General features: G+C 71.0%; 20 protein-coding genes and 1 pseudogene. 13 read left to right on the top strand and 8 right to left on the bottom strand.

Annotated features, from left to right (window positions below; genetic code table 11):
* Positions 1-14 precede the first annotated feature (14 nt).
* Complete coding sequence (locus IH54_RS0129530; protein WP_031522661.1) at positions 15-311, bottom strand: type II toxin-antitoxin system PemK/MazF family toxin; 297 nt, start codon at positions 309-311, stop codon at positions 15-17.
* Positions 308-499 carry a toxin-antitoxin system HicB family antitoxin gene (locus IH54_RS0129525; protein WP_043182626.1) on the bottom strand — a complete coding sequence of 64 codons (192 nt, stop codon included), beginning with the start codon at positions 497-499 and terminating at the stop codon, positions 308-310. The genes IH54_RS0129530 and IH54_RS0129525 overlap by 4 nt, the downstream gene beginning before the upstream one ends.
* A 157-nt stretch (positions 500-656) precedes the next feature.
* Here IH54_RS0129525 and IH54_RS0129520 point away from each other — a divergent pair, with 157 nt between their 5' ends.
* Positions 657-983, top strand: coding sequence for a hypothetical protein (locus IH54_RS0129520; RefSeq protein ID WP_031522657.1), 327 nt, complete (start codon positions 657-659; stop codon positions 981-983).
* Between the two features lie 153 nt (positions 984-1,136).
* Here IH54_RS0129520 and IH54_RS0129515 read toward each other — a convergent pair whose 3' ends face one another.
* The gene (locus IH54_RS0129515) at positions 1,137-1,664 is read right to left on the bottom strand and encodes a hypothetical protein (protein ID WP_159012153.1); all 528 of its coding nucleotides are present in this window, start codon (positions 1,662-1,664) and stop codon (positions 1,137-1,139) included.
* A 265-nt stretch (positions 1,665-1,929) separates the two neighbouring features.
* Between IH54_RS0129515 and IH54_RS0129510 the strand changes: the two genes are divergently transcribed.
* Positions 1,930-2,847, top strand: coding sequence for a Ku protein (locus IH54_RS0129510; protein ID WP_031522654.1), 918 nt, complete (start codon positions 1,930-1,932; stop codon positions 2,845-2,847).
* Positions 2,848-2,980: 133 nt separating this feature from the next.
* Here the strand turns inward: IH54_RS0129510 and IH54_RS0129505 are convergent, their stop codons facing one another.
* The 5 genes from IH54_RS0129505 to IH54_RS0129485 all read right to left on the bottom strand — a co-directional run bounded on the left by IH54_RS0129505 (position 2,981) and on the right by IH54_RS0129485 (position 8,305).
* Positions 2,981-3,190, bottom strand: a complete 210-nt coding sequence (locus tag IH54_RS0129505) for a hypothetical protein (RefSeq protein ID WP_031522652.1) — start codon at positions 3,188-3,190, stop codon at positions 2,981-2,983.
* Between the two features lie 91 nt (positions 3,191-3,281).
* Positions 3,282-4,241 (bottom strand): DciA family protein, encoded by a 960-nt coding sequence (locus IH54_RS0129500; protein ID WP_063762400.1) that lies wholly within the window; start codon positions 4,239-4,241, stop codon positions 3,282-3,284.
* Positions 4,238-5,794 (bottom strand): transcriptional regulator, encoded by a 1,557-nt coding sequence (locus tag IH54_RS0129495; RefSeq protein WP_234344019.1) that lies wholly within the window; start codon positions 5,792-5,794, stop codon positions 4,238-4,240. Before IH54_RS0129495 ends, IH54_RS0129500 begins: the two co-directional genes overlap by 4 nt.
* 898 nt (positions 5,795-6,692) lie before the next feature.
* Positions 6,693-7,949 (bottom strand): helix-turn-helix domain-containing protein, encoded by a 1,257-nt coding sequence (locus IH54_RS43735; RefSeq protein ID WP_078862626.1) that lies wholly within the window; start codon positions 7,947-7,949, stop codon positions 6,693-6,695.
* Complete coding sequence (locus IH54_RS0129485; protein ID WP_052398004.1) at positions 7,949-8,305, bottom strand: putative quinol monooxygenase; 357 nt, start codon at positions 8,303-8,305, stop codon at positions 7,949-7,951. Before IH54_RS0129485 ends, IH54_RS43735 begins: the two co-directional genes overlap by 1 nt.
* 588 nt (positions 8,306-8,893) lie before the next feature.
* Between IH54_RS0129485 and IH54_RS0129480 the strand changes: the two genes are divergently transcribed.
* The 11 genes and pseudogenes from IH54_RS0129480 to IH54_RS0129415 all read left to right on the top strand — a co-directional run bounded on the left by IH54_RS0129480 (position 8,894) and on the right by IH54_RS0129415 (position 16,297).
* The gene (locus IH54_RS0129480; protein ID WP_052398003.1) at positions 8,894-9,256 is read left to right on the top strand and encodes a hypothetical protein; all 363 of its coding nucleotides are present in this window, start codon (positions 8,894-8,896) and stop codon (positions 9,254-9,256) included.
* Positions 9,253-9,411 carry a hypothetical protein gene (locus IH54_RS45800; RefSeq protein WP_159012152.1) on the top strand — a complete coding sequence of 53 codons (159 nt, stop codon included), beginning with the start codon at positions 9,253-9,255 and terminating at the stop codon, positions 9,409-9,411. Before IH54_RS0129480 ends, IH54_RS45800 begins: the two co-directional genes overlap by 4 nt.
* Before the next feature lie 160 nt (positions 9,412-9,571).
* A complete protein-coding gene (locus IH54_RS0129470) occupies positions 9,572-9,838 on the top strand; it encodes a hypothetical protein (RefSeq protein ID WP_031522640.1) in 267 nt (88 codons plus the stop codon).
* Positions 9,839-9,988: 150 nt separating this feature from the next.
* A complete protein-coding gene (locus IH54_RS0129465) occupies positions 9,989-10,342 on the top strand; it encodes a hypothetical protein (RefSeq protein ID WP_031522637.1) in 354 nt (117 codons plus the stop codon).
* A 344-nt stretch (positions 10,343-10,686) separates the two neighbouring features.
* Entirely contained in the window at positions 10,687-10,908 is a 222-nt protein-coding gene (locus IH54_RS0129455; protein ID WP_031522635.1) for a hypothetical protein, read from the top strand.
* 132 nt (positions 10,909-11,040) lie between these two features.
* Positions 11,041-11,232: pseudogene (locus tag IH54_RS0129450) on the top strand (DUF5999 family protein); the annotation flags it as partial.
* 316 nt (positions 11,233-11,548) lie between these two features.
* A complete protein-coding gene (locus IH54_RS0129445; protein WP_031522630.1) occupies positions 11,549-11,794 on the top strand; it encodes a hypothetical protein in 246 nt (81 codons plus the stop codon).
* 103 nt (positions 11,795-11,897) lie between these two features.
* A complete protein-coding gene (locus tag IH54_RS0129440) occupies positions 11,898-12,362 on the top strand; it encodes a hypothetical protein (protein ID WP_031522627.1) in 465 nt (154 codons plus the stop codon).
* Positions 12,362-14,506 carry a hypothetical protein gene (locus IH54_RS0129435; RefSeq protein WP_031522626.1) on the top strand — a complete coding sequence of 715 codons (2,145 nt, stop codon included), beginning with the start codon at positions 12,362-12,364 and terminating at the stop codon, positions 14,504-14,506. Before IH54_RS0129440 ends, IH54_RS0129435 begins: the two co-directional genes overlap by 1 nt.
* 163 nt (positions 14,507-14,669) lie before the next feature.
* Positions 14,670-16,091 carry a hypothetical protein gene (locus IH54_RS42005; protein ID WP_052398002.1) on the top strand — a complete coding sequence of 474 codons (1,422 nt, stop codon included), beginning with the start codon at positions 14,670-14,672 and terminating at the stop codon, positions 16,089-16,091.
* A gap of 29 nt (positions 16,092-16,120) precedes the next feature.
* Positions 16,121-16,297 (top strand): hypothetical protein, encoded by a 177-nt coding sequence (locus tag IH54_RS0129415; RefSeq protein ID WP_159012151.1) that lies wholly within the window; start codon positions 16,121-16,123, stop codon positions 16,295-16,297.
* Positions 16,298-16,313: the final 16 nt, after the last annotated feature.

The raw sequence follows: 16,313 nt of genomic DNA, 5'->3' as shown, positions 1-16,313 counted from the left end.
GGCACAGGCCGGTGCTAGAGGTCGAGGACCGCGCGCAGCGCCTGGTCGACGCGCTCCATGACGGCCTGGTCGACCAGTCCGAGGCATTTGCCGTCCTCGAAGCGTGCGACGCGCAGCTGCTGGAGGTTGACGGCGACCGCGGTGCACGGCAGCGGATCGCTGATCACCACGGACATGGCCGTGTCCGGGTAGCGGCCCGAGGGGTGCAGCACGATCGCCAGGACGGCGCCGTAGGTGGTCTCCAAGCCGTCCAGCGAGACCACCAGGACGTTGCGCCCGTCGGTGAGGGTCCAGATCTCCCCCCGCTTCACAGGGTGTCGCCCTCGCCGGCCAGGTCGTCGCCCAAGCCGAGCGCAGCCAGCTTTTGCGCGGCGTCCAGCACCGCCTGGCGGCGGGCGGCGCGCACGATGTAGGCGTTCAGGCTCAGCCCGGCCGCTTTCGCACTGGCACGGATCGAAGTGTCCAGGTCATCAGGAATGCGCAGCGTCATCACAGACATGCCACCACTTTAGCCACCACCATCTGGTTGCACCATCCGCTACCACGCTGGCCTCCGTACGCCGACCGCTCGGTCTCCCCCCCGGGCCCCACCCCGCAGCCCACCGGCTCGGCCACCAGGCACACGGGATGTCTGACCTGCGCCGTAGTCTGACTCCGTGGCCGATATCGAATTCCCGTCCGAACTCGTGGACCGCCAGCGCGCCGCCGACCAGGCATGGGCTGCGCTGGAAGCGCATCGCAAGCAGGTCGACGGCCAGCGCCGCCAGGACACCCCGGACACGCCCGGCAGGCCTGCGTGGACCGCCCGCCCGATGCGGCCGTGGACGAAAACTGAGGACGCCGAGCACCAGCGCCTGATGACCGCGGCCGTCAGCGCGCAGGAAACCCTCCGGGCGGCGCTGGCCGGCGCCCGGCTCAGCCCGGACGCGGCCACCGTGCAGGGCCTCAAGAACGCCGCAAGGGCCGAGCGCCCGGCGGTGTGACCCCGCCGGGCGGCGCCCGGCGCCGCCGCCCCACGGCCGTGACCCGGGCGTGAGAGCGCATCGTCCGGGCCGGTGGTGATAGCCGGCCGCGCCTTCCCGCGCTCGGGCCCCCGCAGCCCGCCTTCGGCGCGACGGCCACAGAGGCGTTGTTCCTTACCCGCGGCCCGGTTCGGCGGTCAGGGAGTCGAAGGTCTTGCTCATGAGCAGGTCGGTGGCGCCGGGCTGCTCGACCATGGAGTCGTGCAGGTCCGCGAGCAGCCACAGCACGAAGGTGTACAGGAGGGCCTCCTGCGGCGCGATCGCCCCGAACTGGTCCCGCCAGCCCACCGCGTCCATGCCCATGGACGCGGCCATGAGGACGCCGGTGGCCATCGGCACCTGGGCAGGGTCGGCCATCTCAAAGTTGGGGAGCTTGCGGATGACAGCCGGGATCAGGTCACGCAGCGGGTCGAGCTGGTCGTCCTGCCCGCCGTCTCCCGGGCCGATGATCTGCGCGGTCAGCACACCGATCAGGAAGACCGTGCCCCGGGCCACTTCGTCCCGGCCGTGGCTCTTCATGGCGGCCTGGATACGCTGCTGCGCCTGCCAGCGCGCCTTCGCCGGGGTGCGCTTTTCTAAGAGCCGGTAGGAGTCCCATGCTGCGCGGACGGCCCCGTCCGCGACTATCGCGTCACTGGTCATCCACCGACCGTAGCGGGTTCGAGGAACTGCGACGAAGCCGCCCGCACCGCAGATCGCGCTCGGCGGGCGTCCGGCCGCAGAGCGCGGGGCGGTGAGCTGGCGGACTGATTGCGCCGCCTGTCGACGGGTCATCCGGGTGCGTGCACCGCTTGATCGACATCGCCCATTGGCGCAGGCCGGGCTGGTGGGGGTGTCGGCTCGGCCTGCGGGGCCCGGGGGTGCGGCTTAGCCTGCGGTTGGGGGCCGCCAACGGGAAGGGACGGCCATGCCGCCGATCTGGAGCGGGACGATCACGTTCGGGCTGGTCGCGATACCTGTGAGGGTCCAGCCCGCGGTCCACTCGCACAGGGCCGCTTTCCGGCAGATCCACAAGGACGACCACGGGCGGGTGCGGAATCGGAAGGTGTGCGAGCTCGAGCTCGAGCTCGACGACGGCAGTGCGCAGCCGCTCGGGCCGGAGGAGATCGGCAGAGCGTACGAGGCCCCGGACGGGACGCTGGTGCCGCTGTCGGACCAGGAGCTCGACGACCTGCCGCTGCCCACCGCGAAAACGGTCGAGGTCAGCGGCTTCGTCGACCTGGGCAACGTGCCGGGCGAGCAGTTCGGTGCCCCCTACTTCCTCGCGCCGGCGAGTCCGGCGGCGAACAAGCCGTACGTCCTGATGCGCGAGGCCCTGGCCCGGGCCGGGAAAGGCGCCGTCGGGAAGCTCGCCTTTCGCGGGACCGGCGAGGCCCTGGCCGTGGTCCATGCGCAGGGCGACGTCCTGGTCCTGCACCGGCTGCACTGGCCCGACGAGCTGCGCAGCGCTGACGACGCCGCTCCCCGCGGACAGGTCGACCTGTCCGACGAAGAGGTCCAGGCGGCGCTGGACTACATCGGCGCGGTCGGCGACGTCGACATGAGCGAGATGCACGACGAGTACGCCGCGGCGGTCCAGGAGCTGCTGACGGCGAAGGCCGAGCACAAGGCCCCGCCGACCCCGCAGATGCCGGAGCGAGAGGAGGCCGGAGTCACCGACCTGATGACCGCGCTGCAGCGCGCGGCGGAGCAGGCGAGGGCCGATCGCGGCGAGGATGCGCAGGTCCACCCGATGGAAGGCCGGCCTCCGGCGAAGAAGAAGACCGCCAAGCGCGCCACGAAGAAGGCGTCGACCAAGAAGACGACCCGGAAGAAGGCCGGCTGACCCGGCGGCCCCGGTCACGCCGTACACCGCGGAGGTCGTGCGGGAGGCGGTCCGCCCGGCCCGTTCATCAGCCGGCCACGCGCCGGGCCGATGGCCCAGCGCAGCACTTGAGGTGGCAGGGGTGCCGGGTGCGTCAGATGTGGATCTGTCCGACGCTGTGTACGAGTTGCGACAGGGTGTGCAGGATGCCGTGACCGAGCTTCGTCGGTGCGATCAGCACCCCCAGGGCCAGCACGATGACCGCGGAGAGTTGTTCGTCGGTGCGGCTCCTGGCCTGGGTGCGACGGCGTAGCCGTAAGACAACAATGACGGCCAGCAGCAGCGTCACGTTGATCGTCAGCATCCGCCCACCTCCTGCCGTGGTCACCGCTTTCGCGGTGCTGATGCGATTCCGGCTTGAGCATGGCGCCGGCCGCCACCCGCAGCTCGGGGAACTAGTGGTGCTGCCTCAAACTCCACGCATAGTGGCTAATACCGCCTTCTTGCGCTGCGACAGAGACGTCCAATTCGGAGGTGGGCTGACCTCGGCGGCCCTCTTGGTCACCCGTACGCCGCACCGTCACCGCGGGAGCAGCTCGCCCGGCTCGCTCATCGGCCAGCCGCTGAAGCGCCCGTGCGCGGGCGCGGTCCGGCGCCGCCTCCCGCGCCACGCGGGCCTGCATCTGCTCGAGGGCGGCTTGGCCGTCGCCGAACTCTTCTTCCGGTTCCCGGCGAGCCTGCAGCATCTGGTCCTGCCGTTCGATGGCGGCGCGTACGGCTGGTGCGAGCCGGTCGCCGTCCCCGGGCCGAGCGGCCTGGTGGGCGGCGAGCGCCTGACGGTAGCCGTCCGATGCGTCCTCGCGGGTGCGCACCGGCCCGGCCGACTCCGGTAGGGCAGCCGGGGACACGTCGACGGCCGGTGCGGAGATGTGGGTGCCGGGCGGCAGGACGCGGATGCTGCGGACCGCTTCGCGGCCGGCCGCCTGGTTGGCGAGCGCGATCAGGCGGGCGGTGCTCATGCGCAGCTGGGTGGCGTAGGCGGGCGACTCGGGCAGCAGGTCCAGGCCGCCGGTGCCAGCGTCGAACCCCACGGCCCGCACGTGCGCCGCGAGGTCGGGCGCGATGGCCGGCCACTGCTGCAGCACAGTTCCGCCGGCAGCCGGGATCTCCCAGGCCCGCTCGGTGACGAGCTGCTGGAACGCCGCCGCCAGGCCGAGCGGTTCGCGGCCGTTGCCGCGTACGGATCGGCGAGTGCGGGCGCGTCCGGGCTTGCCCGCCCCGGGCTGCTCGCCGCGCTTGCGGGCGCCTGCCTTGGCAGCCTGCAGCGCGACCCGGGCCAGGTCCACCCCGGACGGCGCCGTCGACGTCGCGTCCTCCGGCGACGGCGCGCCGAAGGCGGGGTCGGAGCTGGTCACTGCTGCCCCCTGTCGATGCCGAACGTGCTCAGCGACGTCATGGAGGCCAGCTGCCGGGCCCGGTGGACCAGGGTGCTGCCGTAGATGCGCTCCGCGGCCGCCGGGCCCCACCACTCCATGGCCATACTGATCAGCGACGTCTCGCCGGACATCAGCTCCGCGGCCGCCGCCTTGCGCATCTCCGCGACCTCGGCTGCGGTCAAGTCCTGCGGGCCCGAAAGCTCCGGCAGCCCCGGCTCGTTGCCGGCCGGCAGTGTGGGTGCGAAGGCCTCGCCGAGCAGCTGGTCGACCTCACGCCGCACAGCGGCGCTGCGCGGCGCCTGCCAGGCGCTCTCGCTGCGTTCTTGCTGGTCACGGACCTGCTGGATGCGGTTCTTGCGGGCGGCATCGACGGCGGCGTTGCGGTGGTTGACCTGCACCTGGCGCTGCTGCCTGGTGGTCCAGCCGGGCATGGTTGCCATGCCGCGCATCCGGGCGGCCAGGAAGCCCGAGGCGCGCCGTACGCCACCGGGCGGCTCCTGTCGCAGGTCCAGGGCCGCCAGGACCTCATCTGCGCTCCAGCCCGCGTCGCAGACCTCGCCGACCGCCCACGCGATCCGGTCCTTGTCGGCCGGACGCAGCCACGGCACCCGCCGCATCAGCTCACTGGCCAGCACGAACCGCTGCCCGACGCGGTTGCGCTTCCGCGGCCCGCGCTTGGCCTTCTTCGGGTGAGACGACGTGCGCTGCCCGCTTGCGAGCTTGTCCTCAGAGGGGTCAGGGGTACTACCGGCAGTGGAAACAGCTGAGGTACCACCCTGCATTGGGGTGCAACGGCCATCGCCCAAATCGGTGTCGCCGACGACTTCCTGAGCGCCGGTCACAGCCTGCGGCGAACCCTCTACCGGTGGCGGCAGCGAGGCCTTCGCCGACCGCCTCGAGGGCGCCTTCTTCCTCGGCTTGCGAACCTTCCGGGCCGCCAGCTTCGCCAGCTTCGCCATCAGCGCCCGGCCCGCATCGGAGATCCCGGCCACCGCCCGCGTGTAGTCCGGCGCCGCCTCGTGCCGCTGCACCGTGCGGATCCCCAGCGCCGCGTCGAACACCGGCGGGATCACCAGCACGTACTCGCTGGCCAGCCGCTTCCCGCCCTCCTCCCGCGTGCCCAGGGCGACCCAGACCAGCAGGCCGGTCTCCCGCAGCATCTGCAGGTGGTACTTCACCATCCGCTTCTTCAGACCGGTGCGCTCCATCAGGAACTCGATCCCCGGGCGGCACTGGATGAACGCGGCCAGCTCCTGCGCGATGAGCAACGTCGACGGGCCGAACCCGACCGCCCCGTCCTTGCGGTGCCGGCGCGGCACGTACAGCCCGCTGCCCGCCACCCAGTACACCGCCTGCATCCAGGAGTACCCGTCGCCCGCCAGCCGCGACGACGTCGTCGACAGCCACTGCGAGGCCTCCGGCACGAACAGCTCCGGGAGCTCCGCCAGCACGTCGACCACGCCGTCGACCGGCAGGCCGGGACGGCGCGGCGACGGAACCCGCACAGCGACCATCGCCGCCGCGGCACTCACCGGCCCACCCGAGCCGACGTCGGGACACAAGTCATCCGGCGACCGTGGACCAGGACGCCTGTGAACAGAGCTCGACGAGCGCCGCAGCGACCGATCGCGCAGGCTGTCCCGGGGACACCAGATCGTGTGATGTCCGCCACGACATGAACGTGACGACGCCGCTCGGATGGCTGAAAGCTGGGTTCGAGGACACGCCAGAACTGGCGCACTTCCTCGTGCGTGTGCAGAATGGCAACGCCTCCTCGTTAGCGAGGTCGGGCACAACGAAGTCCCTCGCGGTGCTTCGTGATCTCTTGCAAGATCGAAATGTTCGACCGGCGCCAACCGGACGAACCCTCGGAGAGTCGCCAAACTCTCCGGTGACATGTGGGTGTGAACGAGGGGCAGACTCGTCACACACCAGGGCGGCCTAGCCGCCCGCAGACCTATGACATCCCGGCCCCCTCACCAGCAGAGGTGCGGACCGGGATGTTCTGCGTTTGGGCAACACAAACGCCCCGGCGAAGGGTCAGCAACGTGCGGCTGCTGACCCCACGGCGGGGTGCGGTGTTCTCGGTGCTCAACAGGAGTACGCTAAAGATCAACGTCGCACCTTCTCTCAAGGCTTGTGCGGCAGGCCGCCTGACCCCTCTCACAGGGTCCTCGGCCACGTGGTCCCTCCCGCCCGGAGGGGCCACATTCTTTTTTTGATCAAGTACGGGGGCCACTGTACCCCTCTGTGAACACCCTGCGTGCGTGAGGGTGTGACGTGTCGTCACCAGTCGAGCGGCCATGCACACCTTCTTCCAGCAGCCGGGAACTGAACCTATCCGTGTACGACGTAGTTCGCTGCAAACCTTCTTGTGCGCATTGCTGGCCTCGGGGACTTCGGTTGCGCTGAGCCCCACTTCTTAAGTGCTCAATCAAGGGCGTCTGCCCGTTCCGCTAGCGCCAGAAGTTCGCGTGGTGCGTTCGGGCCGGCGATCAGCACCAGTTCACGGATGGTCGCGCGCGACGCGTGGTGGGTCTGGATCGTCTCGGGGGCTACGGCTTCTGCGCGCAGCAAGCAGTCGAGGGCCTCGCCTCCGTGGCGCCTCTGCGCGTGCGCTCGCCCCAGGTCCATCAGCAACCGCCCCTGGCGTTCGGGCGAGAGATCATCGGCCTCGACACCGAGACCGATGTCCAGAGCTTCGCCAGCGTCACCGAGGTCGACGGCGGTGCTTACGGCTTGGATCTCAACGTTGACGGGGCCGAACTCCAGGTTGAAGTCATTGCGGTTCTCACCCAGTCGGGCTGCGATGGCACGAGCCTTTGCGATCTCCTCCTTGGCTTCGGTGCGGGCGCCCGAGCGCGCGTGGACCAGGGCAAGCGCTAGGTGGAGGGAGCCGAGAACGGACAGGGCTGGCGGGGTGTCGACAGCCTGGGCTTCCAGTGCGTTGATCGCGGTCCGGGCTGCGTGCTCAGCCTGGCCGAGGCTCCGTAGCCGTACGAACGCTTGGACCATGCGGAAGACGCTGGCGCAGACGTGGAGCGGGTCCCCCGACCGCTCTGCCGCGAAGACCGCGCGGTCGGCTGCCACCCAGGCTGCGTCGGCTTCGTCCTGCCGGACGAATGCGGCGGACAGCGCCTGATAGGCCCGGGAGAGCAGCAGGTGCAGCTCGGTCCTGTGCTGTTCTTGGGCAGTGCGGGCGACGCGCTCGAGCTCGGGGAGCAGACCGCCAGCGAGGGTGCTGACCTGCGCGAGCTGACCGGCGTGGGTGAGTTCCCACAGGTCGTCGATGTCGCCTCGCAGTGCGTCCAGCGATCGATCTGCCTTTTCGCCTGTGCCGGACAGCAGGGTGGGCAAGGCGGGGTGGCCGGAGATCAGCCGCCGGGTTTCGTCCAGGTCGTTGGACAGGGACAGCGGGGCGGGCGCTGATGACTGCCCCCCCAGCTCTGCTGGCGCACCGGGCCGCAACTGCTGTACGGACACTCCCAACTCGTCAGCGAGTTGCTGGAGCAGGTCGACGCGCTGCACAGGTTGCACCCCGCGCTCTACCTGCGACATCCAGCTGCTCGTCTTGCCGAGTGTCGCTGCGAGTCCAGCCTGAGTGAGGCCTCGCTCCTTGCGGAACTTCTGGACGCGCTGACCGAAGGCGCGGTCAGCCGGGTCGACGTCTCTTCCAGTCGGCTTCATCACCCCTCCGATCCGGGGCGCTTGCTGAGGTCGGCCTGCTCGTGGAGGAACGTCACCTCAGTCCTCTCCAGGAACTGCTCGCGGGCCATCAGGAAGTGCTTGGTGTGCGCCTCGTCCTCGTGCGCCTGGAAGGCCGCCTGGTCGGCGTAGAGCTCGTAGAAGACCCGCACTAGCGGTTCATCGACTGGCGTGTGCACGGCGTAGACGAGCGTGCCGGGCTCCGTGCGAATACCAGCTGCCGTCTGTCCGACCAGGTCATCGAACTGCTGGGCAGCGGCAGTGTCTCGCAGGGTGAAGCGCACTACCAGTGCGTATCCGCTGGGCACGGGGCTGCCTCCCTCTCTCTGTCGTGTCATCACGGACACATTCTCACACTAGACGCCACAGTGCGAGCTAGCACCATCAGTGTTGACTAGCACTCAAAGTGCTACTACCTTCTGGGGTGGCGCCTGGACCTCCCCTCGCGGCGAGGGAAAGCAGCGCTCGTTCCTTGAGAACTCCATAGCGTGATCCACCACCGTTCGAGGGCTGTGGCCATGCCAACCCGAGGTGAGTGGAAACCCGTCGTGAGGCGCCATTACCGCTGGTGGTGGCAGCTCGGCACGGATTCTGACCCGTCAGATGCTCATTACTGGCGGCGAGTTCGGAGGGCCGACAGCCCACGACGTTAAAGAACGACGCGGCACAACTTGATCGCCTAGCGCACGTCCGGATGGACCTCCCGGCCGGTGCCCGCGATCCGCGTCTGTATGAGGTCTGGCACCCACTCAGGGTGTCGCGCAGCTTTCGCAGCCGTTCCTGTGCTGCCTGTCTTCGCCGCCCGCACTATCGGGGCGGCGCTGGCGGGGGGATGCAGGACCGACGCACAACATGGCGAGGCCCCTGGGACCCTTCGTCGTCGGCCGCACCAGCCCAGCCAGTCACTTCGAGAGGAGATCCACCTCATGAGCCGCACCACCTCCACCGACCTGGACGCCGAGACGCTGGCGCTGCTGGACGCGATCGACGTCCCGCTGCCGGACTTCTGCGTCGATTGGGACATCCTCTTCGGGACGCCGCTCGAGATGTACGAGGCCGGCCTACTGGAGCACGAGAAGCTCGCGGGCCTGGACGACCTCGCGGCCGCCGACGCGATCCAGGCCCGCCACGACCGCCTGCTCGCGGCCGCCGACATCGCCTCGGACGACCCGACCATCGCGCAGCGCGTCCGCGAGGTCCTGGTCGACGCGCTCATCCCCTTCGCCCCGCAGCTGCTCCCCGCCCGCACGTCCACGCCAGCCGCGAGCGAGACGGCGGCCGCGGCGTGATCCCCGACCTGAGTCCGCGCCAGGCCTTCCTCATCGTGGCCGTGGCCACCGGCGTGATGTCCGCCCTGACGCTCACCGCGCACCTCATCGGCGCCGGCCCGCTCCTGCTGTGCCTCATGGCCGCCGCCTCACCCGCCCAGCTCGCCCGGTCCTGACCTCTCCCCTCGCCGCCACCCGCAGGTGGCGGCGGTAGAAGCGGCCAGATCCAACAGGTTGCCCAGTCGCCCGCCGTACCGCCTCGAGCGGCCCGGTGGGCGGTGGGGAGCCCGCAGGAAGCACCGCGCTCCATCGATCCCCGATCCGGCAGGAGAGCACATGAAGTCCCTGGTCCACCCCACCTACACCGACATCACCAGCCATCGAATCGGCCCGCTCCGGGGGCAGCACAGCTCGCACCCGACAACCGAGGCCGAGGCGCACCGCACGCTCGGCGCGAACACCTTCATCGGCTTCACCCCGGTCGTCTACACGACGAACGCCCGCGGGGAGCGGCTGGTCAACCGGGACGGTCGCCCGATGTCGATCGCGACGCTGCACGGCAGCGGCGGCGTCTTCTGCATCTTCGAGTTCCAGGAGTCCTGACCCGCCTCCTGCTGCTGCCTGTCGCCGCCGCCCTCACCAGGCGGCGGCGGCAGGGGGCCGGCAGGCCCCGAACGCGACGACGACCCCGGGGGGCAACCCGGGGTCGTCACAGGTCGCGGCCCGTTTCCTGACACAGAGCGAGGTACGACCTTGACCACGATCGTAGCGGCGCCCCCCGCCGCCATCACCCACTCCACCCTCCCCTTCCCCCGCGTCCTCTTCCCGGCCGTGACCGCCGGGATCCTGGAGGACTTCGAGGAGGAAGACGAGAAGCGCGGCTACGAGGACGCCGACGACGCGTTCTGGTCCGTCGTCCGCGGCGCGCTCAACGACGCCTGCCCCATCTGCGGCCTGTGGAGCTGCAACCGGGTCGGCTGCGTCGGCGGGCAGACCGCCCCGCAGCTGGCCCCGGTCGGCGCCTCCGGCCAGTGCAGCGTGTGCGGCCACCGGTACGAGGGCTGGGACGGCGGCGTCTGCGACGCCTGCCAGAACGTGGGCCGCTGATGCCGGACTGGACCCTCAACGGCGACTACAGCCACGAGCCCGAGGAGACCGAGCCGCCCGAGCAGCCGGCTCCGCACAGCGAGTCGCCCGGGTCGGGCGAGTAGCCCACTTCCCGTCAGGACACCAGCCCTGTCTCACATATCCCGGGCCCGCGCCGCCTGCTACGCCGCGGCGCGGGCCCTTCACCGCTACGGCCCGGCCCACCCGGCCGCCCGCGCCCTGCTCGACATCGCCGCAGCGTCGGCGGCCCGAGCGTGGGACGCCGGTCACCGGGTCACCGACCTGCACCGCTACCCGGCGGCCCCAGCCCGGGCGCCGCGCTTCGCAGCCCGAGGAGCCAGGCGATGAGCCTGTACGACCGGATCATGACCATCACCGACGGCGACACCGCCACGCTCAAGGCGACGTACGCCGCGCAGGGCGCCGCCCGGGCCGCAGCCGAGAGCGGCCACCCCGGCCTCGCCGCTGTTGCCGCGGTCGGCGGCGCGCTGTTCGCCGCGGTCGACACCGTGATGCACATGCCGAAGGCGGCGCCCGGCAGCTACGCCGACTTCGGCACCGACTGACTCGCCGCAGCCCTGCGCTGCCCAGTCGCGGCTCGCCTCACAGGGGGCGGGCCGCGGTGGAGAACGCAGGGACCAGCCGCACCAGCCGCTCGGTCCGCACCTCAACACCGCCCAGCACCGAGGGAGTTCCCCATGGCCAGCACGTGCACGCACACCCCGACCTGCCCGACCGCGGACAGCCCCGACCGTGAGGCCGCGGTGACGGTCGCCTGTCACCCCGAGCAGGGCTGGAGCCTGCTGTGTAACTCGGTCGTGGTCTTCGAGGACACCGGGGACCTGCTGCCCGACGGGCAGATCGTCGCCCCGCACCGGCCGGTCGGCTCCGACACCGGCGTGGACGACCTGTTCCTCCGCTACATGGCCGCCTTCGAGGCGTCGCAGAACCACTGCGCCGCCTGCCCGGCCTGCCAGGGCAATGCCCCCTGCCCGGTCGGCGCCCCCGTCCACGACCTGTTCCTCGAGCTGCACGAGCAGTACCACGCCCGTGCCCGCCGTCGCGGGGCCGGCCTCGCCGCCGCCTGAACCGGCTCCCCCGCAGCCCTGCGCTGCCTGCCCCGCCGCCCGGCCCCGGGGCGGCGGGGCGGAGAACGCAGGGACCCCCTGGTTCTGTCCGGCCCTCCCCGAAGTCCTGGAGGACTCGATGATCATCGTTCTGCCCGTTCTGCTGGTCGCGGCCGTCGCCGCGTACGTGTCCTGGCGCATGGACGCCCGGATGCCGCTGGCGATCAGCACGGTCGTGCTCGGCTACGCGCTGGCCACCTCGCCCCTGGCGGGCGGCATCAACGCGTTCGGCGCGGGCGTCGGCAACGCCGTCCACGACGCCAGCAACCACACCCAGTCCGGCACCACGGCGCCGGCGGGCTACTCCACCACCCGCAGCCGGTGACCTGCCGCCTGCCTGTGGCGCCGGGCCCGGCCCGGCACCGCGGGGAGGTGACAACCCCCCAGACCTGCGTCAACCCCGTCCCGCACCCTCTGAAAGGACCGCAATGAGCGAGAGCGACGGCGAGAAGCTGTCCGGCAACCTGGCCCAGCTCGTCCAGCAGCTGGAGAAGATCGAGTTCAAGACCGACCGGGACCTCTACCAGTACGCGCGGATCCTGCGCGCGATCGGCCTGGAGCTGCACATGCGGGTCTCGATGGACGCCGACATGGTGTCCGCGATCCTCAGCCAGTACAAGGGCAAGTGGTACACGTTCGGCGTCCAGTCCAAGATGCGCGCCAAGCTGGTCGGCGCGCACCTGCGGACCGGCGGGAGCGCGGCGAAGGTGCTCGGCCTGTCCGGCATCAAGATGTACGCGTCCTTCGTCAAGCACTTCGTGCAGCCCGAGATCGAGGCGGAGCGCAAGGCCCGCGAGGGCAAGGGCGCCAAGAAGCCCGGCTTCGCCATCGGCGACAAGCCCAACACCGGCTCCGCCGGGCGCCCGGGCGAGGCCGGCGGGAGGGTCGCCTGATGGCCCGCCGCGCATCCCAGACGTCGAAGATCGACACCCGCACCGATGAGGAGAAGACCTCCGACCGGCAGCTCTACTTCACCTACGGCAGCCCGTGGGCCATCACCTTCGGCGCGCCCATCCTGGTGGAGACCGCCCACGCCGTCCTCGCCCAGCAGCCCACCTCCCTCGCCCTGGCCGCCCTCGCGGCCGCCGGCGTGGGCGCCGGGCTGACCAAGCTCGTGGCCCGGACGGACGAAGTCGCCAAGCGCGACAAGGACACCCGCGCCCTCCACCTCGTCAACGCCACCGCCATCACCGCCGGCACCACCCTCGGCACCGTCGTCGGCCTGGAGTCCAGCGCCACGATCGGCGGCTGGATGCTCGCCGGGATCTCGCTGTCGATCGGCAACAACCTCTGGTCGAAGTTCTACAAGAAGGGCGCAGCTGAGAAGGCTGGCGGCAAGTGGGGCGCACTGGAGAAAGAGATCGGGCTGGCCAAGCACGAACTGAAGGAGGCCAAGTCCAACGGCAAGGGCACCGTCATCGCCAAGGTCGAGGGCCAGAACGGGGCGACCGCCGACGAACTCGCCCGCCGGATCCCGGCGCTGGCGTCCGCGCTCCGGCTCGGGCAGGGCCGGATCACCCACACCGTCGACGACGACGACTCCGCCGACATCACCCTGCGCGTCCAGGTCGCCGACCTCCTCAAGGAAGGCACCAGGTGGCCCGGCCCGTCCGCGTTCGGCGCGGGCTTCGGCGACGTGCCCATCCAGATCGGCCGCTACGAGGACGGCGAGACGCTCAAGCTCAACCTCCCCGGTGTCCTGACCGACCCCCAGGAGGTCGCCGGCGGCGGCAACGTCGAGCACTGCATCGCGCAGGGCACCAACGGCGCCGGCAAGACCGTCGGCAACGCGCTGATCGTCACCGAGGGCGCCACCCGCACCGAGGTCAGCATCATCATCATCAACTGCTCGAAGTTCATGCAGGACTACGGGCACGTCCGGCACGCCGCGGACATGGTGATCGACACCGAGGCGACCGCCCGCCGCTTCTTCAAGCAGCTCCACACCGTCATCAAGGCCCGCGGCGACTACCTGGCCGCCAAGGGCCTGTCGAAGTGGAAGCCGGGCTGCGGCCTGAACTTCCTGCTGATCATCGGCGAGGAAGCCGCGGACTTCGCCGACGGCGAGGCCTACGCCAAGGTGCTGCGCACCCTGCGCTCCACCGGCGGCTGGTTCCTGTCGTCCATCCAGCGCGCCACGCACGACCAGATGGACACCACCGCGCGCTCCAACCACCCCGGCGGCATGGCCTACGGCCTCACCGACGGCGCGGAGGCGCAGTACATCCTGCCGCCCGAGGCGATCGAGGCCGGGGCGTTCCCCGGCTGGGGCAACCGCAAGCCCGGCTACCTGTACGCGGCGGGCATGGGCATCGCGCAGGAGCGGTGGGCGGTCACCGCCCGCACCTACGACGTCGACCGCCCGACCCTGGCGGCCGCCGTCACCGCGGGCCTGAACGTCCGCACGCCCATGGACGCCACGACCGCGGAGGCGTTCGGCCCGCTGTGGACCAACCGCACCTTCTACACCACCCCGCTGCTCGAGGGCGACGACAACGGCACCGGCGCCTTCCCGCAGAAGCCCGCCCACCCGCCCACCGTGGGCACGGCCTCCCAGCACACCGACACCGGCGAAGAGGAGGACGACGACATGGACATCGAGGTCGACGAGGACCTGCTGGCGAAGGAGACCGAGGACTTGGACGAGGAGCTGCGCCGGATCCTGGCCGAGGAGGACCCCGAGCCCGGCGAGTACGAGGACCTCGACATCGACCAGGAGGTCGCCCCGCCCGCGGACGACAGCCCGGTCTTCGAGCTGCCCGGCCTGGTCGCCGACACGCAGCGGATGGCCCCCGACGCCTGCCGGGACGCCATCCTGGCCCGCCTGGACCAGTGGTACCGCGAGGGCAAGGACAACTTCGAGCCCAAGGAGCTCAACGACCTGTGGATGGCGGTCGACCTGGCCGGCCAGCGCTCGTGGTGGAACCGCCTCAAGGCGCAGCTCCTGGACGACGGCGTCATCTCCAAGGACGACTCCGAGGACGGCTACGGCCGCTACGACCTGCTCCGCTCCCCGCTCGACGGTGACGCGCAGTAGCCGTGCCGGGGTGCGGACTGTTCGCGACCGCCGAACTGTCCGCACCCCGGGGTCCCTAAGGGATTCCGCAGAACATCCCGACTAAAAGTCGCGAACATCCCAGTTTGACCCTGGCGAACTGTTCGCCGAACACTCCCCGCGAACACTACGGAAGGTAATCGACATGGCTGCGCCGCACGTGGCCGGCCCGCCCGGACCCCGGCCCCCCGTCACCCAGCAGGACGCCGACGCCGCCCGCGTCTCGATCGACCACCTGGTCCGCGTCGGCGCCATCGTCACCAGAGCGCTGCTCGCCCTCGGCGGCGGCGCCCTGGTCTTCACCTGCGTCAACGTCACCCGCTTCGCCACCAGCCACGACATCCCCGCCTACATCGCCTGGATGCTCGACCCGCTCGCGTCGGTCGCCCTGATCACCGTGCTCTACGTCGACGGTGTCCTGGTCGAGCACGGCGGCACCTACAAGCCGTCCGGCTGGCCCGTCATGCTGCGCTGGGCAGCGGGGTTGTTCACCTGGGTCATGAATTGCTGGACGTCGCTGTACCCCGACGGCCGCGTCCACCCCGTCCCCCAGCACCCGGACGCCGGCGGCATCCTGCTCCACTCCGTCGCCCCGGCCCTGCTGATCCTGCTGTCCGAGGCCGCGGCCGGCTACCGCCGCTACGTCTCCGCCCGCCGCCTCGAACTGGCCGACATCATCGACCAGTTCGCGACCGCGGTAGCCGAGAAGAAGGAGAGCGAGGCCCGCCGCGCTCGGGAACTCCGCGACCGCGCGGACGCCGACAAGCGCGCTGCCGCAGAACGCGAGGCGGCCCGCGCCGCAGAAATCGAGGCCGCAGAACGCGAGGCGGCCCGGGAACGCGAGCGCCGGGCCGCGGAAATCGCGGCGGAACGCGAGCGGGTCGCACTGGCCGCGCAGGCCGCGGAAATCGAGGCGGAACGCGAGCGGCGCACCGCGGAGATCGAGTCGGCCCGGCGCCGCACCGAGGCCGAACTCGCCCAAGCTGCGCGGGACCGAGAGGCCGCCCGACAGGCGGAACTGATCAGGGCAGAAGCCCAGGCCAAGGCACTGCAGGAGAAGGCCGCAGCTGAGGCCCGCGCCCTGGAGGAGAAGGCCGCCGCCGAAGCCCGGGCCCTGGAGGAGGCCGAGCGGCTCAAGCAGCAGCGGGCCCTGGAGCGCGCCGCCGCCCGCGCGCGGGCCACCTCGGAAACCGCCTCGCAAAGTGGTGGTCGCCGCGCCTCGATTTCTGGCGGTGCCGCCTCGGAAACTGCCTCGCAAAACGGGGCCGCGCTCCTCGCAGTTCGCGAGACGGCCGCCTCGGAAACCGGCCGGGTGCCTCACGAAATCCGCGGGCGGCAGCGCGACGACGCCGAGCGGTACGTCGCGAAGTGCCTCCTGGACAACATCACTCCGGACCTGGACGGCCTCGCGCGCTACTACGGCAAGGGCGAGACCTGGACCGGCGACCGCGTACGCGCCGCCCGCCGGCGCCTCGCGGAAGAGCCCGGCTTCGAGGCGGCGGTCCGTGCCGCCGACCTCGAGGCGTTCACCACCAACGACAACAACGACGCGGTCGGCGCCGCCTGAGCGCCGACCCGCACGAGATGGAGGACGACATGAACCTGCACACCGACGAGCCCACCGGCGAGTTCACGCTCGGCTTCACCCCCGAGGAGCGGGACCCGCTGCCCCTGGCCGACACCGCCCCCGCCCACCCGACGACGATCCTGCGCAACAACCCGGACGACAACCCGGAGATGCTCGCCACCCGCTACGGCGCGCTGACCGACTGACCGCACACCACCGAGC

The organism is Streptomyces sp. NRRL F-5123 (genome assembly GCF_000721495.1).
Classification (GTDB): domain Bacteria; phylum Actinomycetota; class Actinomycetes; order Streptomycetales; family Streptomycetaceae; genus Actinacidiphila.
Note: the sequence above shows the minus strand (reverse complement) of the source record. Positions and strands in the feature narration are given on the sequence as shown.